The sequence below is a fragment of the Mangrovactinospora gilvigrisea genome (assembly GCF_001879105.1).
In the GTDB taxonomy this organism is placed as follows: domain Bacteria; phylum Actinomycetota; class Actinomycetes; order Streptomycetales; family Streptomycetaceae; genus Mangrovactinospora; species Mangrovactinospora gilvigrisea.
Genome location: NZ_MLCF01000042.1, coordinates 1 through 15,427, shown reverse-complemented (window position 1 = coordinate 15,427; position 15,427 = coordinate 1). Strand labels below are relative to the sequence as shown.

Below are 15,427 nucleotides of genomic sequence, written 5' to 3'. Positions count from 1 at the left end.
CCGCCCGCTGTCCGTCGGACCCCGGATGCCCCGCGGCATGCCGGGCGACACGCCTCGGACCACGCGCCGGAGCGTACCCCGGGGCGGCACCCGCGACCGAACCCGCCGCACCCCTGCGCGCGCCCGCGCCACGGCCGACTCCGGCCGGGTCAACGCCCCGCTCGGCCGGTCCCGGTCCCGTACGCTGATCGTGTGGCGAAGACGGGCAGCGAACAGGCGAAGAAGTCCGCGGCGAAGCCGAAGAAGGGGCCGGCGGGGGCCCCGGCGACGAAGATCCGCCGCGCCAAGGTTCCGGAGACCCGCACCGGCCTCGTCCGGCAGGCCCGCCGCATCTACCGCGGCCTCGCCGAGGCCTACCCCTACGCACATCCCGAACTGGATTTCGAGAACGCGTACCAGCTGCTGGTGGCCACCGTCCTCTCCGCCCAGACCACGGATCTGAGGGTCAACCAGACCACTCCGGCGCTCTTCGCCGCCTACCCGACGCCCGAGGACCTGGCCGCCGCCGACCCCGAGGCGCTGGAGGAGCTGATCCGCCCCACCGGCTTCTTCCGCGCCAAGGCCCGCTCGCTCCTCGGCCTCGCCAAGTCCCTCCGCGACGACTTCGGCGGCGAGGTGCCCGGCACCCTCAAGGAGCTGGTCACCCTCCCCGGCGTGGGCCGCAAGACCGCGAACGTCGTGCTCGGCAACGTCTTCGGCGTCCCTGGGATCACCGTCGACACCCACTTCGGCCGGCTCGCCCGCCGCTTCGGCTGGTCGACCTCGGAGGACCCGGTGGTCGTCGAGCAGGACGTCGCCGCGCTCTTCCCCAAGCGCGACTGGACGATGCTCTCCCACTACCTGGTCTTCCACGGCCGCCGGGTCTGCCACGCCCGCAAGCCGGCCTGCGGGGCCTGCCCGATCGCGGCGATCTGCCCCTCCTACGGGGAGGGCGAGACCGACCCCGAGAAGGCCCAGACGCTGCTGAAGTACGAGCTCGCCGGCAAGCCCGGCCAGCGGCTGAAGCCCCCGCCGGACTTCCCCGGCCCGCCCGCACCGCCCGCGGCGGACACGGCGGGCGCGGCGGGCGCGCCGTGACGACGGCCGGCGCGGCAGGCCGCGCACGGCCCGGCGCCGAGGCCCTCCCCGACTGGCTGCGGCCGGTCTCGGAGCTGGTCGGACAGGTCCGCGCCGAGCAGCTCTCCCGCATCCCCGCCCCGAGCGAGGGCGGCCGCCCGTCCGCCGTCCTGATCCTCTTCGGCGAGGGCGGCGACGGCCCCGACCTGCTGCTCACCGAGCGCGCCCACAGCCTGCGCGCGCACGCCGGGCAGATCGCCTTCCCCGGCGGCTCCCTCGACCCGCAGGACGGCGACCCGGCCGGCGAGGGCCCGCCCCGCGCGGCGCTCCGCGAGGCCTGGGAGGAGACCGGCCTGGAGCCGGACGGCGTGCAGGTCTTCGGGGTGCTGCCGCGCCTCTACGTCCCGGTGAGCGACTTCGTGGTGACGCCGGTGCTCGGCTGGTGGCGGGTGCCGTCCCCGGTGGCGCCGGTCGACGCCGCGGAGACCGCCGCCGTCTTCCGCGTCCCGCTGGGCGACCTGACGGACCCCGGCAACCGCATCCGCGTCCGCCACCCCAGCGGCTTCACCGGTCCGGGGTTCCTCGTCGGCGGCCATCTGGTGTGGGGCTTCACCGCCGGCCTGATCGACCGCATCCTGCACCACGCGGGCTGGGAGCGCCCCTGGGACACCGCCCGCACCCTCACCCTCGACGAGGCCCAACGCGCCGCGTAGCCCCCGCGCTTCATGAGAGTGTGTCCGCGTGCACCAGCAACACGAGCGCCGCCCGACCCCCACGGCCCGCGCAGCGGGCCGGGCGGGGTGCCGGGGAGGGGCGGCAACAGCAACCACGGCGGACCGCAACGCCGCATGAACGTCCTGGACATCCTCCTGATCGCCGCAGCCATCGGGTTCGCGCTGCTCGGCTACCGCAACGGCTTCGTCGTCGCCGCCTCCTCGGTCCTCGGCTTCGCCGCCGGCGCCGCCCTCGCCGCCGGCCTGCTCCCCCTGGCGCTGCGCCCCCTCGGGCTCACCGGCACCACGGCCGCGGTCGTCGCGGTCGTCGCCGTGATCCTGGTGGCCGCGCTGGCCCAGGCCCTGACGACGCATCTGGCCGGACGGCTGCGCCGCACCCTCGCGGCCCGCCGCCCGTCCCCTTCCGCCCGGCGGGCCGACGCGGCCGGCGGCGCCGCCGTCTACGCCCTCGCGGTCCTCGTCGTCGCCTGGCTGCTGGGCGCGGCCCTCGCCGGCACCTCGCTGCCCACCGTCTCCAAGGAGGTCCGCTCCTCGCGGATCCTCGGCGGCGTCGAGAACGCCATGCCGACCGGCGCCAACAGCTGGTTCTCCGGCCTCGGCGCCTCGCTGGCGCGCAGCGGCTTCCCGCAGGTCTTCCAGCCGTTCGAGAACGAGCCGATCGAGGCGGTGCCGCCGCCCGACCCCAAGCTGGCGCACAGCGCCGCGCTGCGCTCCGCGCGCCGCAGCATCGTCAAGGTGCAGGGCACCGCGACCGGCTGCGGCAAGGTGCTGGAGGGCAGCGGCTTCGTCTACGCGCCGCACCGGATCGTCACCAACGCCCATGTGGTGGGCGGCGTCCGGGAGCCGACCGTCCAGGTCGGCGGCACGGGGCGGCTCTACGACGCGCAGGTCGTGCTCTACGACTGGCGCCGGGACGTGGCCGTCCTGGACGTGCCGGGGCTGCCGGACGGCACGCCGGCGCTCGCGCTGGACCGCACGGAGGAGTCCCCGCAGTCCGGCGCGATCGTCGTCGGCTTCCCGGAGAACGGCGGCTTCGACGCCCGGCCGGCGCGCATCCGTCAGGTGATCAACGCCCGCGGCCCGGACGTCTACCGCCGCGGCAGCGTCACCCGGCGGGTGTACTCGCTGTACGCGACGGTGCGTCAGGGCAACTCCGGCGGCCCGCTGCTGCGGCCGGACGGCCGGGTGGCGGGGCTGATCTTCGCGAAGTCGCTGGACGACGCGGAGACGGGGTACGCGCTGACGTACGGGGAGGTGGCCCGCGACCTTCAGGACGCGAGGACGCGGACGGCGCCTGTGGACACACAGGGGTGTGCCAAGTAGAGGATCACAGCGGCTGTCCGGTCCGGTCCGACGCGGTCGCTCCCCGAGGGCGTCAACCGCGGTTGCGGATGCGGGCGCCGACCCAGCGGGCTCTGCGGCTGATGATGCTGGGGATGCTGCCCAGCGCGTCGTCTCCGGGTCCGCTGCTGCCGCCCGCTGGTGCGGTGGAAGCGGCGGCGGCCTCCGGGGCCGTCTCGGTCTCCCTGCTGCGGAGGAGGGTACGGTTCGCGGCGCTGCGGTCGTACGTCCGACTCATGCCCGGCATGTGCCCGGACCCGCAGATCCATAACCCCGGTGAACCGCGCTCCTCGGCCAATTAGCCTATGCGGGGGCCATATGTTCGGATCGTCGGACTCCCCGGCGTGACGGCCGCCCACGCTCTGTTTCCGCTGCTCGCGCGCGTACTCGAAGAGTGGTCAGGAGTTTGCCCTGGGTGGCCGGTTGCCCGGCCTTGCTGCCGTCACCGGTCCGGTTCCGGGTCGTTGAGCCAGCCGATCAGCTCGGTCGCGAAGACCTCCGGCGCCTCCTCCTGCGGGAAGTGGCCCACCCCGTCCAGCAGCCGCCAGCGGTAGGGCGCCGCGACGCACCGGCTCGACCCGGCCGCCGCCCGCGCCGGGACCGTCGGGTCCAGCACGCCGTGCAGCTGCAGCACCGGCACCCGCACCGGGCGCTTCATCCGCTGCGCGAACCGGATGCCGTCCGGCCGCGGCACCGAGCGCAGCAGCCAGCGGTACGGCTCCACCGCGCAGTGCGCGGCGCCGGGCACCTGCATCACGCGGCGGTAGACGCGCACCGCCTCCTCGTCCGGCTTGGACGGGCCCGACCAGTCGCGCAGCATCCGCCCGACCGCCTCGGCGCCGCCGTGCACCAGCCGGCGCTCGGGCACCCAGGGCAGCTGGAAGCCGAGCACCATGCGGCGGGCCCGCACACCGCGGACGCCGGTCCACAGCGCCCGCTTGTAGATCCGCGGATGGGGCATCGAGGCGACCGCCAGCCGGCGCACCACGGACGGCCGCATCACGGCCAGCGTCCACGCCAGGTAGCCGCCCCAGCCGTGCCCGACGACGACCGCGTCCCGCTCGCCGAGGGAGCGGATCACCCCGGCCACGTCCAGCGCCAGGCTGGGCGGGTCGTAGCCGCGCGGGGTGTGGTCGCTGCCGCCGACGCCGCGCAGGTCCATGGCGACGGCCCGGAAGCCTGCCGCGGCAAGCTCCTCCAGCTGGTGCCGCCACGACCACCAGAACTGCGGGAAGCCGTGCAGCAGCAGCACCAGCGGGCCCTCGCCGAGCTCGGCGACGTGGAAGCGGGCGCCGTTGGCGGAGACGTCGCGGTGCGTCCAGGGGCCGGCGAGCCGCACCGGGCCGCCGTCGGCGGCCGCGCCGGGCGCCGCGCGCATCGCACCACCCCCCTGCAGCGTGACGACCATGGGCGGCTCAGCCGTCGAGCGCGGGCCGCGAGGTCCTGTCCTCGACCGCCTTGACCTTCTTGTCCATCGGCACGACCACCGCGGGACGCGGCTTGGCCCGGCCGAGGATGGAGAGGGTCTTCTTGTTCTGCGCCATCGCCCGGTTGGGCGCCTTGGCCTTCTTGACGTTGCGCGTCCCGAAGACTGCGAGGACGGCCGCCAGCAGCAGGTAGACGAGGAAGACGCCGAAGAAGCACCATCCGATCGGCCATCCCGTCAGCGCACGCAGTCCGTAGGCGGCGGCGAAGCTCAGCATCGGCACCGAGGCGACGAGCAGCACCGCCGCCGCGCCGAACGAACCGCTGCCGATCGCGAGGCCCTTGACGGTGCCCCGCATCTCGGCCTTGGCCAGCTCGATCTCGTCGCGGATCAGGCCCTGCAGATCCTCGCTCGCCGAGCTGAACAGCTGGCCGAGGCTGCGCTCCTCGTCGGGGCCGGGGCGTCCTCCGGCGGCAGTGCTCATGGGGTCGGTGCCTCCTCGTTCCGGAGCGTTCCGCATGCTCGGTCCGGTTCAGCCTACCTACGCGTCGGTCGGCGCAGGGCGCGGGCAGGGCCGACCGGAGCAACAGGCGGGTGCGGAACGTTGACGTCCGGTCAGCGGACGGGCCGTCAACCGGCCCCGGTGGCGTCGTCCCGGGACTCGTCGGCGTAGATGTCGGGGACGCCGTCGTGGTCGTCGTCCCGCTCCTCCTCCGCGTACAGCGCCCGGTAGCGGCGGTTGCGCAGCCGCAGCAGCACGGTGGCGAGGACCGCCGCCAGCAGCGAGCCGACCAGCACCGCCGCCTTGAGACGGGCCGTCACCTCGTGATCGTCGGGGAAGGCCAGCTCGGCGATGAGCAGCGAGACGGTGAACCCGATGCCGGCGAGCGAGGCCATGGCCAGCACATCGGCCCACTTCAGCGCCGGGTTGAGCTGGGCCCGGGTGAATCTGGCGGCCAGCCAGGAGCCGCCGAAGACGCCGACGGTCTTGCCGACCACCAGCCCGGCCACCACCCCGAGCGGCGCGAACTGGGTGAACACCTGGCCCAGGGCCTGCCCGCTGACGGCCACTCCGGCGGAGAAGAACGCGAAGAGCGGCACGGCCACCCCGGCCGACCAGGGCCGCACCAGGTGCTCCAGGCGCTCCGCGGGGGAGGTCTTCTCGCCGGGCCGGTGCTTGCAGCGCAGCAGCATGCCCATGGCCACGCCGGAGATGGTGGCGTGCACGCCGGACTTGTACATCAGGGCCCAGATCACCAGGGCGAGCGGCAGGTACAGGTACCAGCCGCGCACCCCGAGCCGCAGCAGCAGCCAGAAGACCGCGAGGCCGAGGACGGCGAGGCCCAGGTAGCCGAGCGAGACGCCGCTGGAGTAGAAGATCGCGATGATGACGATGGCGAGCAGGTCGTCGACGACCGCCATGGTGAGCAGGAACGCGCGGAGCGCGGACGGCAGGTGGGTGCCGATCACCGCCAGCACGGCGAGCGCGAAGGCGATGTCGGTGGCGATGGGGACGGCCCAGCCCTTGAGGTGGAGCCCGTCCTCCCCGAGGACGTCGACGAGGGCGAAGACCAGCGCGGGGACGACCATGCCGCAGACCGCGGCGACCACCGGGAGCGCGGCCTTGGCGGGGTCGCGCAGCTCGCCGACGACCAGCTCGCGCTTGAGCTCGGCGCCGGCGACGAAGAAGAAGACCGCCAGCAGGCCGTCCGCGGCCCAGTGCGCGAGGGAGAGGTCGAGCCCCAGCGCGGGGATGCCGACGTGGACGTCGAGCAGGCGGGTGTAGGAGTCGCTCCAGGGGGAGTTGGCCCAGACGAGCGCGACCACCGCCCCGAGCAGCAGCAGCACCCCGCCGACGGTCTCGGCGCGCAGGGCGTCGCCGAGGTGGCGGTACTCGCTGTAGGGGAGCCGTCCGAGGAAGGACAGGGCGCGGCGGGGCTTCTGGGACGTCAAGGGGTGCACCTCCTGCCGACCAGACTTCCCGGCGCACCATTCTGACGGATATTTACGGACAACATGACAAGCAGCGCGCCCATTGGGGCGCGCCGCCGGTCATGCGTATGCAATGAGTGTAAAGGATCCGCCAAGGACTACTTCTGCGAGCGGGCCTTGATCAGATCCATCACGGACGCGTCGGCCAGCGTCGTGACATCGCCGACCTCGCGGCCCTCGGCGATGTCGCGCAGCAGCCGGCGCATGATCTTGCCGGAGCGGGTCTTCGGCAGCTCGGTCACCGCCATCACCTGCTTCGGCTTGGCGATCGGCCCCAGCGTCTTGCCGACGTGGTCGCGCAGCTCGCTGAGCAGGTCGCCGGACTCGTCCACCGAGCCGCGCAGGATCACGAACGCCGCGATCGACTGGCCGGTGGTCTCGTCCTTGGCGCCGACCACCGCGGCCTCGGCCACCGCCGGGTGCGAGACCAGCGCCGACTCCACCTCGGTGGTGGAGATGTTGTGGCCGGAGACCAGCATGACGTCGTCGACCCGGCCGAGCAGCCAGATGTCGCCGTCGTCGTCCTTCTTGGCGCCGTCGCCCGCGAAGTACTTGCCCTCGAAGCGGGACCAGTAGGTGTCGATGAACCGCTGGTCGTCGCCCCAGATGGTGCGGAGCATCGACGGCCACGGCTCGGTGAGCGCCAGGTAGCCGCCCTGGCCGTTGCCGACCTCGTGGCCCTGGTCGTCCACCACGGTGGCGGAGATGCCCGGCAGGGCGCGCTGTGCCGAGCCCGGCTTGGTGGTGGTGACGCCCGGCAGCGGGCTGATCATGATGGCGCCGGTCTCGGTCTGCCACCAGGTGTCGACGATCGGTGCCTTGCCGCCGCCGATGGCCTCCCGGTACCAGATCCACGCCTCGGGGTTGATCGGCTCGCCGACCGAGCCCAGGATCCGCAGCGACGACAGGTCGAACTGCTTGGGGATGTCGTCGCCCCACTTCATGAAGGTGCGGATGGCCGTGGGGGCGGCGTAGAGGATGGTGACCCCGTACTTCTGGACGATCTCCCAGAAGCGGCCCTTGTGCGGGGTGTCGGGGGTGCCCTCGTACATGACCTGCGTCGCCCCGTTGGCCAGCGGCCCGTAGACGATGTAGGAGTGGCCGGTCACCCAGCCGACGTCGGCGGTGCACCAGTAGACGTCGGTCTCCGGCTTGAGGTCGAAGACCGCGTGGTGCGTCCAGGAGGCCTGCGTCAGGTAGCCGCCGGAGGTGTGCAGGATGCCCTTCGGCTTACCCGTGGTGCCCGAGGTGTACAGGATGTACAGCGGGTGCTCGGCGTCGAAGGCCTGCGGGGTGTGGGTGTCCGGCTGGTCGGCGAGCGCCTCGTGCCACCACACGTCGCGGTCGTCGTTCCAGGCGACCTCCTGGCCGGTGCGGCGCACCACCAGGACCTTTTCGACGGACGGCACACGGGTGGCGGCCTCGTCGACGACGGGCTTGAGGGCGTTGGGCTTGCCGCGCCGGTTGCCGCCGTCGGCCGTGATCACCACGCGGGCGTCGGCGTCCTGGATGCGGCTGGTGAGCGCGTCGGCCGAGAAGCCGCCGAAGACCACCGAGTGCGGCGCGCCGATGCGGGCGCAGGCCAGCATCGCGATGACCGTCTCGGGGATCATCGGCATGTAGACGGCGACCCGGTCGCCGGCCGAGACGCCGAGCGCGGTGAGCGCGTTGGCGGCCTTGCAGACCTCCTTCTGGAGCTCCGCATAGGTGATGGTGCGGGTGTCGCCGGGCTCGCCCTCGAAGTGGATGGCCACCCGGTCGCCGTTGCCGGCCTCGACATGGCGGTCGACGCAGTTGTAGGCGACGTTGAGGCGCCCGTCCTGGAACCACTTGGCGAAGGGCGGGTTCGACCAGTCGAGCACCTCGGTGGGCTCGGTCTCCCAGCTCAGCCTCCGGGCCTGCTCCGCCCAGAAGCCGAGCCGATCGGCCGCGGCCCGCTCGTAGGCGTCGGCCTTGACGTTGGCGTTCGCGGTCACCTCTGCCGGAGGTGCGAAGCGCCGTTCCTCCCTCAGGAGGTTCTCCAGGCTCTCGCGGTTCTCGCCTTCGCTCAAGGCGCACACTCCTCTGGTTCCGAGCGAAATGTCCCGGGCCAGCACATCAGTATGCGGGGGGTGTTGACAAGGGGTGACGCATGAAATGGTTTAGACCAGTTGGGGTGAAGGGGCCTCTTCCCACCGGAAGTCCGGATCGATCTGTTGCGCGAGGTCGCGGCCGGTGCGTGCGTTGCCCCAGCCCCGGGCGTTGCGGAGGTGGAACTCCACCGCCTGGCGCGTCCAGCGCTCGGCGTCCCGCAGCCGGATCGCCGCGTCCGCGGCTTCCTTGACGGTGGCGAGCGCCCGGCGGTTGTCGGGCTCCAGCGTGGCGAAGGCCGGGGTGCGGCCCTTCTCCACCGCCCGGACGTACTCCGACTGGCCCATCGTCACCAGCAGATCGCAGCCGACGTGTTCGCGCAGGAACTCGGCGTCGTCCGCATTCTGCACCTTGTTGCCGATCACCCGCAGATTGACCCCGAACGAGCGGGCGTAGTCGCGGTACTGCCGGTAGACGGAGACACCCTTGCGGGTGGGCTCGGCCACCAGGAAGGTGGCGTCGAACCGGGTGAACATGCCGGACGCGAAGGAGTCGGCGCCGGCCGTCATGTCGACGACCAGGTACTCGCCGGCGCCGTCCCGCAGGTGGTTGAGCATCAGCTCCACCGCGCCGGTCTTGGAGTGGTAGCAGGAGACGCCGAGGTCGTCCTCGGTGAAGGGGCCGGTGGCCAGGAAGCGGACGGCGCCGCCGTCCAGCTGAACGCGGCGGGCGCAGGCGTCGTAGACGGGGTTGTCGCCGGTGAGCGAGAGCAGTCGGGAGCCGCTGCCGGGCGGCGTCGTCTTGATCATCTCGTCGGCGGAGGCGATCCGCGGGTTGCTGCCCCGCAGATACTCCTTGATCAGCGGGAGCCGCCCGCCGAGCGGCTCGACCGCGGCCGCCTCCTCGTCCGTCAGGCCGAGGGCGGCGCCCAGGTGTTGGTTGATGTCGGCGTCCACCGCGACCACCGGGCGGCCGGAGGCCGCGAGATGGCGGACGAACAGGGACGAGAGGGTGGTCTTTCCGCTGCCGCCCTTGCCGACGAAGGCGATCTTCATGGTGGTGCGCTCCGGTTTCATCCGGTCTTGTCGACAACCGTTATCGTCTCCGGTTGCCGCTGGGCGTCATCGTAGCCGCAGCGGATGAGGCAATTCCGAGTCATTCCGGCAACACCCCCGAATCGGGTGGTTTTTGCCGACAGCGCATGCCAACGGCGCCTCGATGCCCCTCGGGGTCGGAGGGGGCGGTCGCAGGGAGACGGGGGCGCACCGCGCAGAATGGCGCCATGGACCGCGACCCCCTGGCGCCCCTCGCCGACCTCCCCGACGTCGCCGACGCCGTCGCCGCCGCCCGCAAGGCCGTCGACGCCGTCTACGGCCACCGCGTGATGCGCCGCCGCGCCCCCGAGGTCGCCGCGGAGTCCGCGCTCCGCGGGGCCAGGGCCTCCGCCGCCTGCGACGGCGCCGACTGGGCCCTGGAGGAGGTGCGCCGCCGCACCGACTTCGGCAGCGATCCGGACGCCCGCACCGTCGGCGCCGCGCTGCGCGCCACCGCCGAGGCCGGACCGCTCCTCGACACCTGGCGGCGCGCCCCGCTGCAGGTGCTCGCCCGACTGCACCTCGTCGCGTCCTCCTCCTCGTCCGACCCGTCCGACGCGGGCCTGTCCGACGCGGACCCCGCGATCGGCCGCCCGCGCCGCGCCGGGGAGCTCCCCGAGGGGCACCTGGGCTGGCCGGAGGCGGCCGCCCCCGAGGAGGCCGCCGCCCGGCTCGACGCGCTCGCCGGGCTGCTCACCGCGAAGACCGCGGCGCCCGGCCCGGTGGTGGCGGCCGTGGTGCACGGCGAGCTGGCGGCGCTGCGCCCGTTCCCGTCCGCCAACGGCATCGTGGCGCGCGCCGCCCAGCGCCTCTCGCTGATCGCCGGCGGGGTCGACCCCAAGGCGATCTGCCCCGCCGAGGTCGGCCACGCGGAGCTCGGCGCCGACGCCTATGCGCAGGCGCTGCGCGGCTACGCCTCCGGCACCGCGGACGGCGTCGCCGCGTGGATCGTGCACTGCGCGGAGGCGATCCGGCTGGGCGCCCGCGAGACCACCGCGGTCTGCGAGGCGATGCAGCGGGGCATGCTCTGACGCCTCTGCGCGCCGCGCCCCGATCGTCCGGACCGTCCGGACCGTCCGGAAAAGTAAAATCGCGTCCGCCCGCTTTCCTCTTTCCGGGGGAAGGCGTAGAAAGGACATAAGCGGCCCGCGAGACCAGCTAGCGGCCCCACGGACCGAGCATGAAAACCGGGCACCCACGCGAAGCCGACCCTCCAACAGGGCCAGCCGACCAGGCAATTCGGACCGCAGTTTCCGGCCTGATCGGCAACCGGTAGCACGCATGGTCACTCGGCGGACATGCCAGAGGCCCCCTCCCGACAAGGGGGCCTCATTTCTGTGCCCGAGGGCCCTTCGGGGCCTTCCGCGAGCCTTGTGCGAGCCTTGTGCGGGATTCGGATTTCCGGAATTTCGGGTGACTATGCCCGGTCGGAACGGGTGCGGCGCAGCAGCCACCAGGTGAGCCCGACGGCGGCGGCCGCCCCGGCGAGGGCGACCGCGGCGCCGGCCGGCGAGGACGGCCGGACCGGCAGCCGGCGGCCGGGGCCGGCGAGCCGGACGGGGCGGTCGAAGGAGAGCACCGGCCAGCCGTGCGAGGCAGCCTCCTTGCGGAGCCCCCGGTCCGGGTTGACCGCGTGCGGGTGGCCGACGGCGGACAGCAGCGGGACGTCCGTCACCGAGTCGCTGTAGGCGTAGGACGCGGCGAGGTCGTAGCCCTCGGAGGCGGCGAGGCCGCGCACCGCCTCGGCCTTCGTTTCGCCGTAGGCGTAATAGTCCACGTCACCGGTGTAGTGGCCGTTCTCGACGACCAGCCGGGTGGCGATCACCCGGTCGGCGCCGAGGAGTTCGCCGATCGGCTCGACCACCTCGGAGCCCGAGCTGGAGACGATCACCACCTCGCGGCCGGCCCGGCGGTGCTCCTCGATCAGCGAGGCCGCCTCGTCGTAGACGATGGGCGCGATCAGGTCGTGCAGCGTCTCGCCGACGATCTCCCGGACCTGCTGCACGTTCCAGCCGCGCACCAGCCCGCAGAGGTAGTCGCGCATCTTCTCCATCTGGTCGTGGTCGGCGCCGCCGAGCAGGAAGACGAACTGGGCGTAGGCGCTCTTCAGCACGGACCGACGGTTGATCAGGCCACTGCGGTAGAAGGGGCGGCTGAACGCCAGCGCACTGGACTTCGCGATGACCGTTTTGTCCAGGTCGAAGAAGGCGGCGGCGCGTCGGGACGGCTCCTGGGCCGGGTGCGCGTTCTCCACAACTGACGAGCATACGGGCATACAGGCCACTCGAAAGCCGGAACGTCGGCGCGTGGGTTTGCTTGCGAGGGCCTTCGGGTACACCATGGAAGTCACGGATCGTTCGCGACCGTGCTAACCCGGTCCGACTCCTCCCCCCCCGAGTCGGCCGTGGAAGACGACCCCCGCTCTCCCCCCCGGCGGGGGTCGTCGCATGTCCGGGCCCGTTCGCCCGCCCCCCTTTATGCGGTGTCAGACGCCGTCCTCGCCCCGGTGGTTGCACGGCTTCGCCCATGGGCCGAAGCATGGCGCGAAGCCGCAGGCCGCAGAGTTATCCACAGGCTGTGAAGAACTTTTCTCCGGGATACCCGCGGGCCGCCAGCCTTGGTGCAGCGGCCCGTCCGTCCCACCGGGTCGCACCGAGACAGGCGCGGGGCGGCCGGATGCGGCCGCCCCGCCGAACGGTCGAAACCGGTGGAGGTGTGCCGCGATGGCGCAGAACGAGGCCCGGGGAGGGGCCCAGGGGCACGGCGGGGGGCGCGAGCCGCGGCGCGGCGGAGCCCGGCAGCCCGGCGCGCCCCTGGTGGTGACGGGGGATCAGCGGCTCCTCGACGAGCTGGTGCGGCTCTGCGGCACCGCCGGGGTCGTCCCCGAGGTGGCCTTCGAGTCCCCGCCGCACCCGCACTCCTGGCGGACGGCGCCGCTGGTGCTGGTCGGCGGCGATGCGGCGGACCGGCTGCGGCGGGTGCCGCGGCGCGGCGGCGTGCTGCTGGTCAGCACCGACATGGACGACCAGCGGGTGTGGAACCGCGCCGGCGCGGTCGGCGCCGAGCAGGTGCTGATGCTGCCCGACGCGGAGGAGCGGCTGGTCGACGCCGTCGCCGATGCCGCCGAGGGCGTCGAGCGGCGGGCCACCGTGGTGGGCGTGGCCGGGGGCAGCGGCGGGGTCGGTGCGTCCACCCTGGCCTGCGCGCTGGCGGCGGCCGCCGTCCGGGCCGGGCAGCCCGCCCTGCTGATCGACGCCGATCCGCTGGGCGGCGGGCTCGACCTGCTGCTCGGCGCCGAGCACCTGCCCGGGCTGCGCTGGCCTCGGCTGGGCGTCGCCCGCGGCCGGATCGACGCCGGCGCGCTCGGCCGGGCGCTGCCGGGGCCGCACGGCATCCGGCTGCTCTCCTTCGACCGCTCCGCCGCGGCGCCCCCGGGGCCGGCCGCGATGGCCGCGGTGGTGGCCGCCGCCCGGCGGCGCGGCGGGCTGGTGGTGATCGACCTCCCACGGCGGGGCGACGCCGCCACCCTGGAGGCCCTCGCCCGGGTCGACGTCGGGCTGCTGCTGGTGCGGGCCCGGCCCCGCGCGGTGGCGGCGGCCCGCCCGGTCGCCTCGTCCACCGGGATGCTGGTCCGCGATCTGCGGGCGGTGGTGCTCGGCGGGCCCGGCGCGGCGCCGGCCCGCTCCCTGGGGCTGCCGCTCGCCGGCGAGCTGGGCCCCGAGCGGGGTCTGACGGAGGGGCGCGGCCGCGGCGAGCCGCCGGGCGGCCGGCCCGGCCCGCTGGCGGCGTTCGTCGACGGGTTCGTGGCGCGCGTGCTGGGCGCCGCGGCCGACGGGGCACCCGACGGGGCGGCGCGATGAGCGGGGCCGCCTCCGAGGCGGGGCTGGCGGATCCCGGCTTGGCCGGTCCGGTTCCGGCCGATCCGGTCATGGCCGACGAGGGGCTGGCCGATGCGGTCCGGCGTCGGCTCGCCGCCCGCGGCACCGCGCCGACGCCCGCCGCCGTCGCCGAGGCGGTGCGCGCCGAGCGGCCCGCGCTCACCGAGGCGCGGCAGTGCGAGCTGGCCCGGCTGGTCGGCTCCGAGCTGGCCGGGGCGGGCCCGCTCGAACCGCTGCTGCGCGCCCCGGGGGTGACGGACGTTCTGGTCAACGGCCCCGGCGAGGTGTGGGTCGACCGCGGCACCGGGCTGGAGCGGGCGCGGGGCGTCCGGTTCGCCGACGCGGCCGAGGTGCGGCGCCTCGCGCAGCGGCTCGCCGCGGCGGCCGGCCGCCGGCTCGACGACGCCCAGCCGTGGGTCGACGCCCGCCTGCCGGACGGCACCCGGCTGCACGCGGTGCTGGCGCCGGTCGCGGTCGGCTCGACCTGCCTGTCGCTGCGGGTGCTGCGGGCGCGGCCGTTCACCGTCGGGGAGCTGATGGCGGCGGGGGCGGTCTCCGCGCAGGGCGCGGAGCTGCTCCGGGCGGTCGTCCGGGCCGGGCTGTCGTTCCTGGTCACCGGAGGCACCGGAGTCGGCAAGAGCACCCTGCTCGGCACACTCCTCGGGCTGGTCCCGGCGCGGGAGCGGCTCGTCCTGGTGGAGGACACCGCAGAGCTGACGGTCGATCACCGGCATGTGGTCCGGCTGGAGTGCCGGCCGGCCAACCAGGAGGGCGCGGGCCGGGTCGAGCTGGGCGAGCTGCTGCGGCAGGCGCTGCGGATGCGGCCCGACCGGCTGGTGGTCGGCGAGGTCCGGGGCGCCGAGGTGCTGGCCCTGCTCGGCGCCCTCAACACCGGTCACGCCGGCTGCGGCACGCTGCACGCCAACGCGGCGCGGGACGTCCCCGCCCGGCTGGAGGCGCTGGCCGCGGCGGCGGGGCTGGAACGCGCGGCCCTGCACAGCCAGTTGGCGGCGGCGCTGGACGCGGTGGTCCACGTGGCCCGCGGCGCGGACGGGGTGCGGCGGGTGGAGGGCGTCCACGTCCTGGTGCGCGGGACGGGCCCGGTGGCGGCGGTCCAGGCGGCGCGCCTCACCCGCGGCGGTGTCCGCCCCGGCCCGGGGTGGACACGCCTCGCCCGCCGCGTCGGCCTCCCCTCGGCGGGCGGCCACGGCCCGGCGGACGCCGACCTGGACGTCGACATGACCCCGGAGGGGAGCTGGACATGACGGACACACACACCGCCGTCCCGCGCTGGGCGGGCGACGAGACCCCGCGTTGGGCGGGCGACGACGAGGCCGTATGGGAGGCCGCAATGAACCGTGAAGAACTAGCTGCCCGTGCTGTGCACCGGATCCATCCGGTTCCGCCGGCCGGGGCCGACTCGGTGGACCCGGTGGACTCGGTCGACGCCGACCACCCGACCCTCCGCCTGTCGGCCCCTGGGGCCGGGGTGTCCCTGACCAAGCGGCCGGATGCGGCCCCGGCGGCGGCTGAGCAGGTGCTGGTGGCACCTGGCGCGGCGAGCTGGGCGCGTAGGGCCGCGCGCAGTGCCTCGGCGGCGCGCGGCGAGGCGGCCCGCTGGTCGGCACCTGCGGCGCGGTCGGAAGCGGCCCCGGCGGCGGCTGAACCAGCGCTGGTGGCACATGGCGCGGCGAGCTGGGCGCGTAGGGCCGCGCGCAGTGCCTCGGCGGCGCGCGGCGAGGCGGCCCGCTGGTCGGCACCTGCGGCGCGGTCGGAAGCGGCCCCGGCGGCGGCTGAACCAGCGCTGGTGGCACATGGCGCGGCGAGCTGGGCGCG

General features: G+C 74.5%; 14 protein-coding genes. 7 read left to right on the top strand and 7 right to left on the bottom strand.

Translation table 11 applies throughout. From position 1 onward, the window contains the following. Window positions 1–273 precede the first annotated feature (273 nt). The 3 genes from nth to BIV57_RS08955 all read left to right on the top strand — a co-directional run bounded on the left by nth (window position 274) and on the right by BIV57_RS08955 (window position 3,113). Entirely contained in the window at window positions 274–1,077 is an 804-nt protein-coding gene (nth, locus tag BIV57_RS08965; protein WP_419185696.1) for an endonuclease III, read from the top strand. Continuing rightward, window positions 1,074–1,769 carry an NUDIX hydrolase gene (locus tag BIV57_RS08960; protein ID WP_071656160.1) on the top strand — a complete coding sequence of 232 codons (696 nt, stop codon included), beginning with the start codon at window positions 1,074–1,076 and terminating at the stop codon, window positions 1,767–1,769. Before nth ends, BIV57_RS08960 begins: the two co-directional genes overlap by 4 nt. Before the next feature lie 135 nt (window positions 1,770–1,904). Next, window positions 1,905–3,113, top strand: a complete 1,209-nt coding sequence (locus BIV57_RS08955) for a MarP family serine protease (RefSeq protein WP_071656159.1) — start codon at window positions 1,905–1,907, stop codon at window positions 3,111–3,113. A 52-nt stretch (window positions 3,114–3,165) separates the two neighbouring features. On the opposite strand, the gene BIV57_RS08950 is transcribed toward BIV57_RS08955, so the two are convergent. The 6 genes from BIV57_RS08950 to BIV57_RS08925 form a co-directional block, all read right to left on the bottom strand. Next, window positions 3,166–3,369, bottom strand: a complete 204-nt coding sequence (locus BIV57_RS08950) for a hypothetical protein (protein WP_139275559.1) — start codon at window positions 3,367–3,369, stop codon at window positions 3,166–3,168. Window positions 3,370–3,573: 204 nt separating this feature from the next. Beyond that, entirely contained in the window at window positions 3,574–4,539 is a 966-nt protein-coding gene (locus tag BIV57_RS08945) for an alpha/beta fold hydrolase (protein WP_079170165.1), read from the bottom strand. A gap of 7 nt (window positions 4,540–4,546) precedes the next feature. Further along, entirely contained in the window at window positions 4,547–5,041 is a 495-nt protein-coding gene (locus tag BIV57_RS08940; protein WP_071656157.1) for a phage holin family protein, read from the bottom strand. 146 nt (window positions 5,042–5,187) lie between these two features. Continuing rightward, window positions 5,188–6,510, bottom strand: coding sequence for a Na+/H+ antiporter NhaA (gene nhaA / locus BIV57_RS08935; RefSeq protein WP_079170163.1), 1,323 nt, complete (start codon window positions 6,508–6,510; stop codon window positions 5,188–5,190). 137 nt (window positions 6,511–6,647) lie between these two features. Beyond that, window positions 6,648–8,600: an acetate--CoA ligase gene (gene acs / locus BIV57_RS08930; protein ID WP_071656156.1), complete on the bottom strand. Its 1,953-nt coding sequence runs from the start codon at window positions 8,598–8,600 to the stop codon at window positions 6,648–6,650. 90 nt (window positions 8,601–8,690) lie between these two features. Continuing rightward, window positions 8,691–9,674 carry an ATP-binding protein gene (locus BIV57_RS08925; RefSeq protein ID WP_071656190.1) on the bottom strand — a complete coding sequence of 328 codons (984 nt, stop codon included), beginning with the start codon at window positions 9,672–9,674 and terminating at the stop codon, window positions 8,691–8,693. Between the two features lie 227 nt (window positions 9,675–9,901). Between BIV57_RS08925 and BIV57_RS08920 the strand changes: the two genes are divergently transcribed. Next, window positions 9,902–10,744 carry a Fic family protein gene (locus BIV57_RS08920; protein WP_071656155.1) on the top strand — a complete coding sequence of 281 codons (843 nt, stop codon included), beginning with the start codon at window positions 9,902–9,904 and terminating at the stop codon, window positions 10,742–10,744. Window positions 10,745–11,130: 386 nt separating this feature from the next. Here BIV57_RS08920 and BIV57_RS08915 read toward each other — a convergent pair whose 3' ends face one another. Then, window positions 11,131–11,967: an HAD family hydrolase gene (locus tag BIV57_RS08915; protein ID WP_245797493.1), complete on the bottom strand. Its 837-nt coding sequence runs from the start codon at window positions 11,965–11,967 to the stop codon at window positions 11,131–11,133. A gap of 469 nt (window positions 11,968–12,436) precedes the next feature. Here BIV57_RS08915 and ssd point away from each other — a divergent pair, with 469 nt between their 5' ends. From ssd to BIV57_RS25565, 3 genes are all read left to right on the top strand, one after another. Further along, a complete protein-coding gene (gene ssd / locus BIV57_RS08910; RefSeq protein WP_079170161.1) occupies window positions 12,437–13,573 on the top strand; it encodes a septum site-determining protein Ssd in 1,137 nt (378 codons plus the stop codon). Next, entirely contained in the window at window positions 13,570–14,856 is a 1,287-nt protein-coding gene (locus BIV57_RS08905) for a TadA family conjugal transfer-associated ATPase (protein WP_175548705.1), read from the top strand. The genes ssd and BIV57_RS08905 overlap by 4 nt, the downstream gene beginning before the upstream one ends. Continuing rightward, a partial coding sequence (locus tag BIV57_RS25565) for a hypothetical protein (protein ID WP_419185694.1) occupies window positions 14,853–15,427 on the top strand: 575 nt, incomplete at its 3' end. The genes BIV57_RS08905 and BIV57_RS25565, both read left to right, overlap by 4 nt.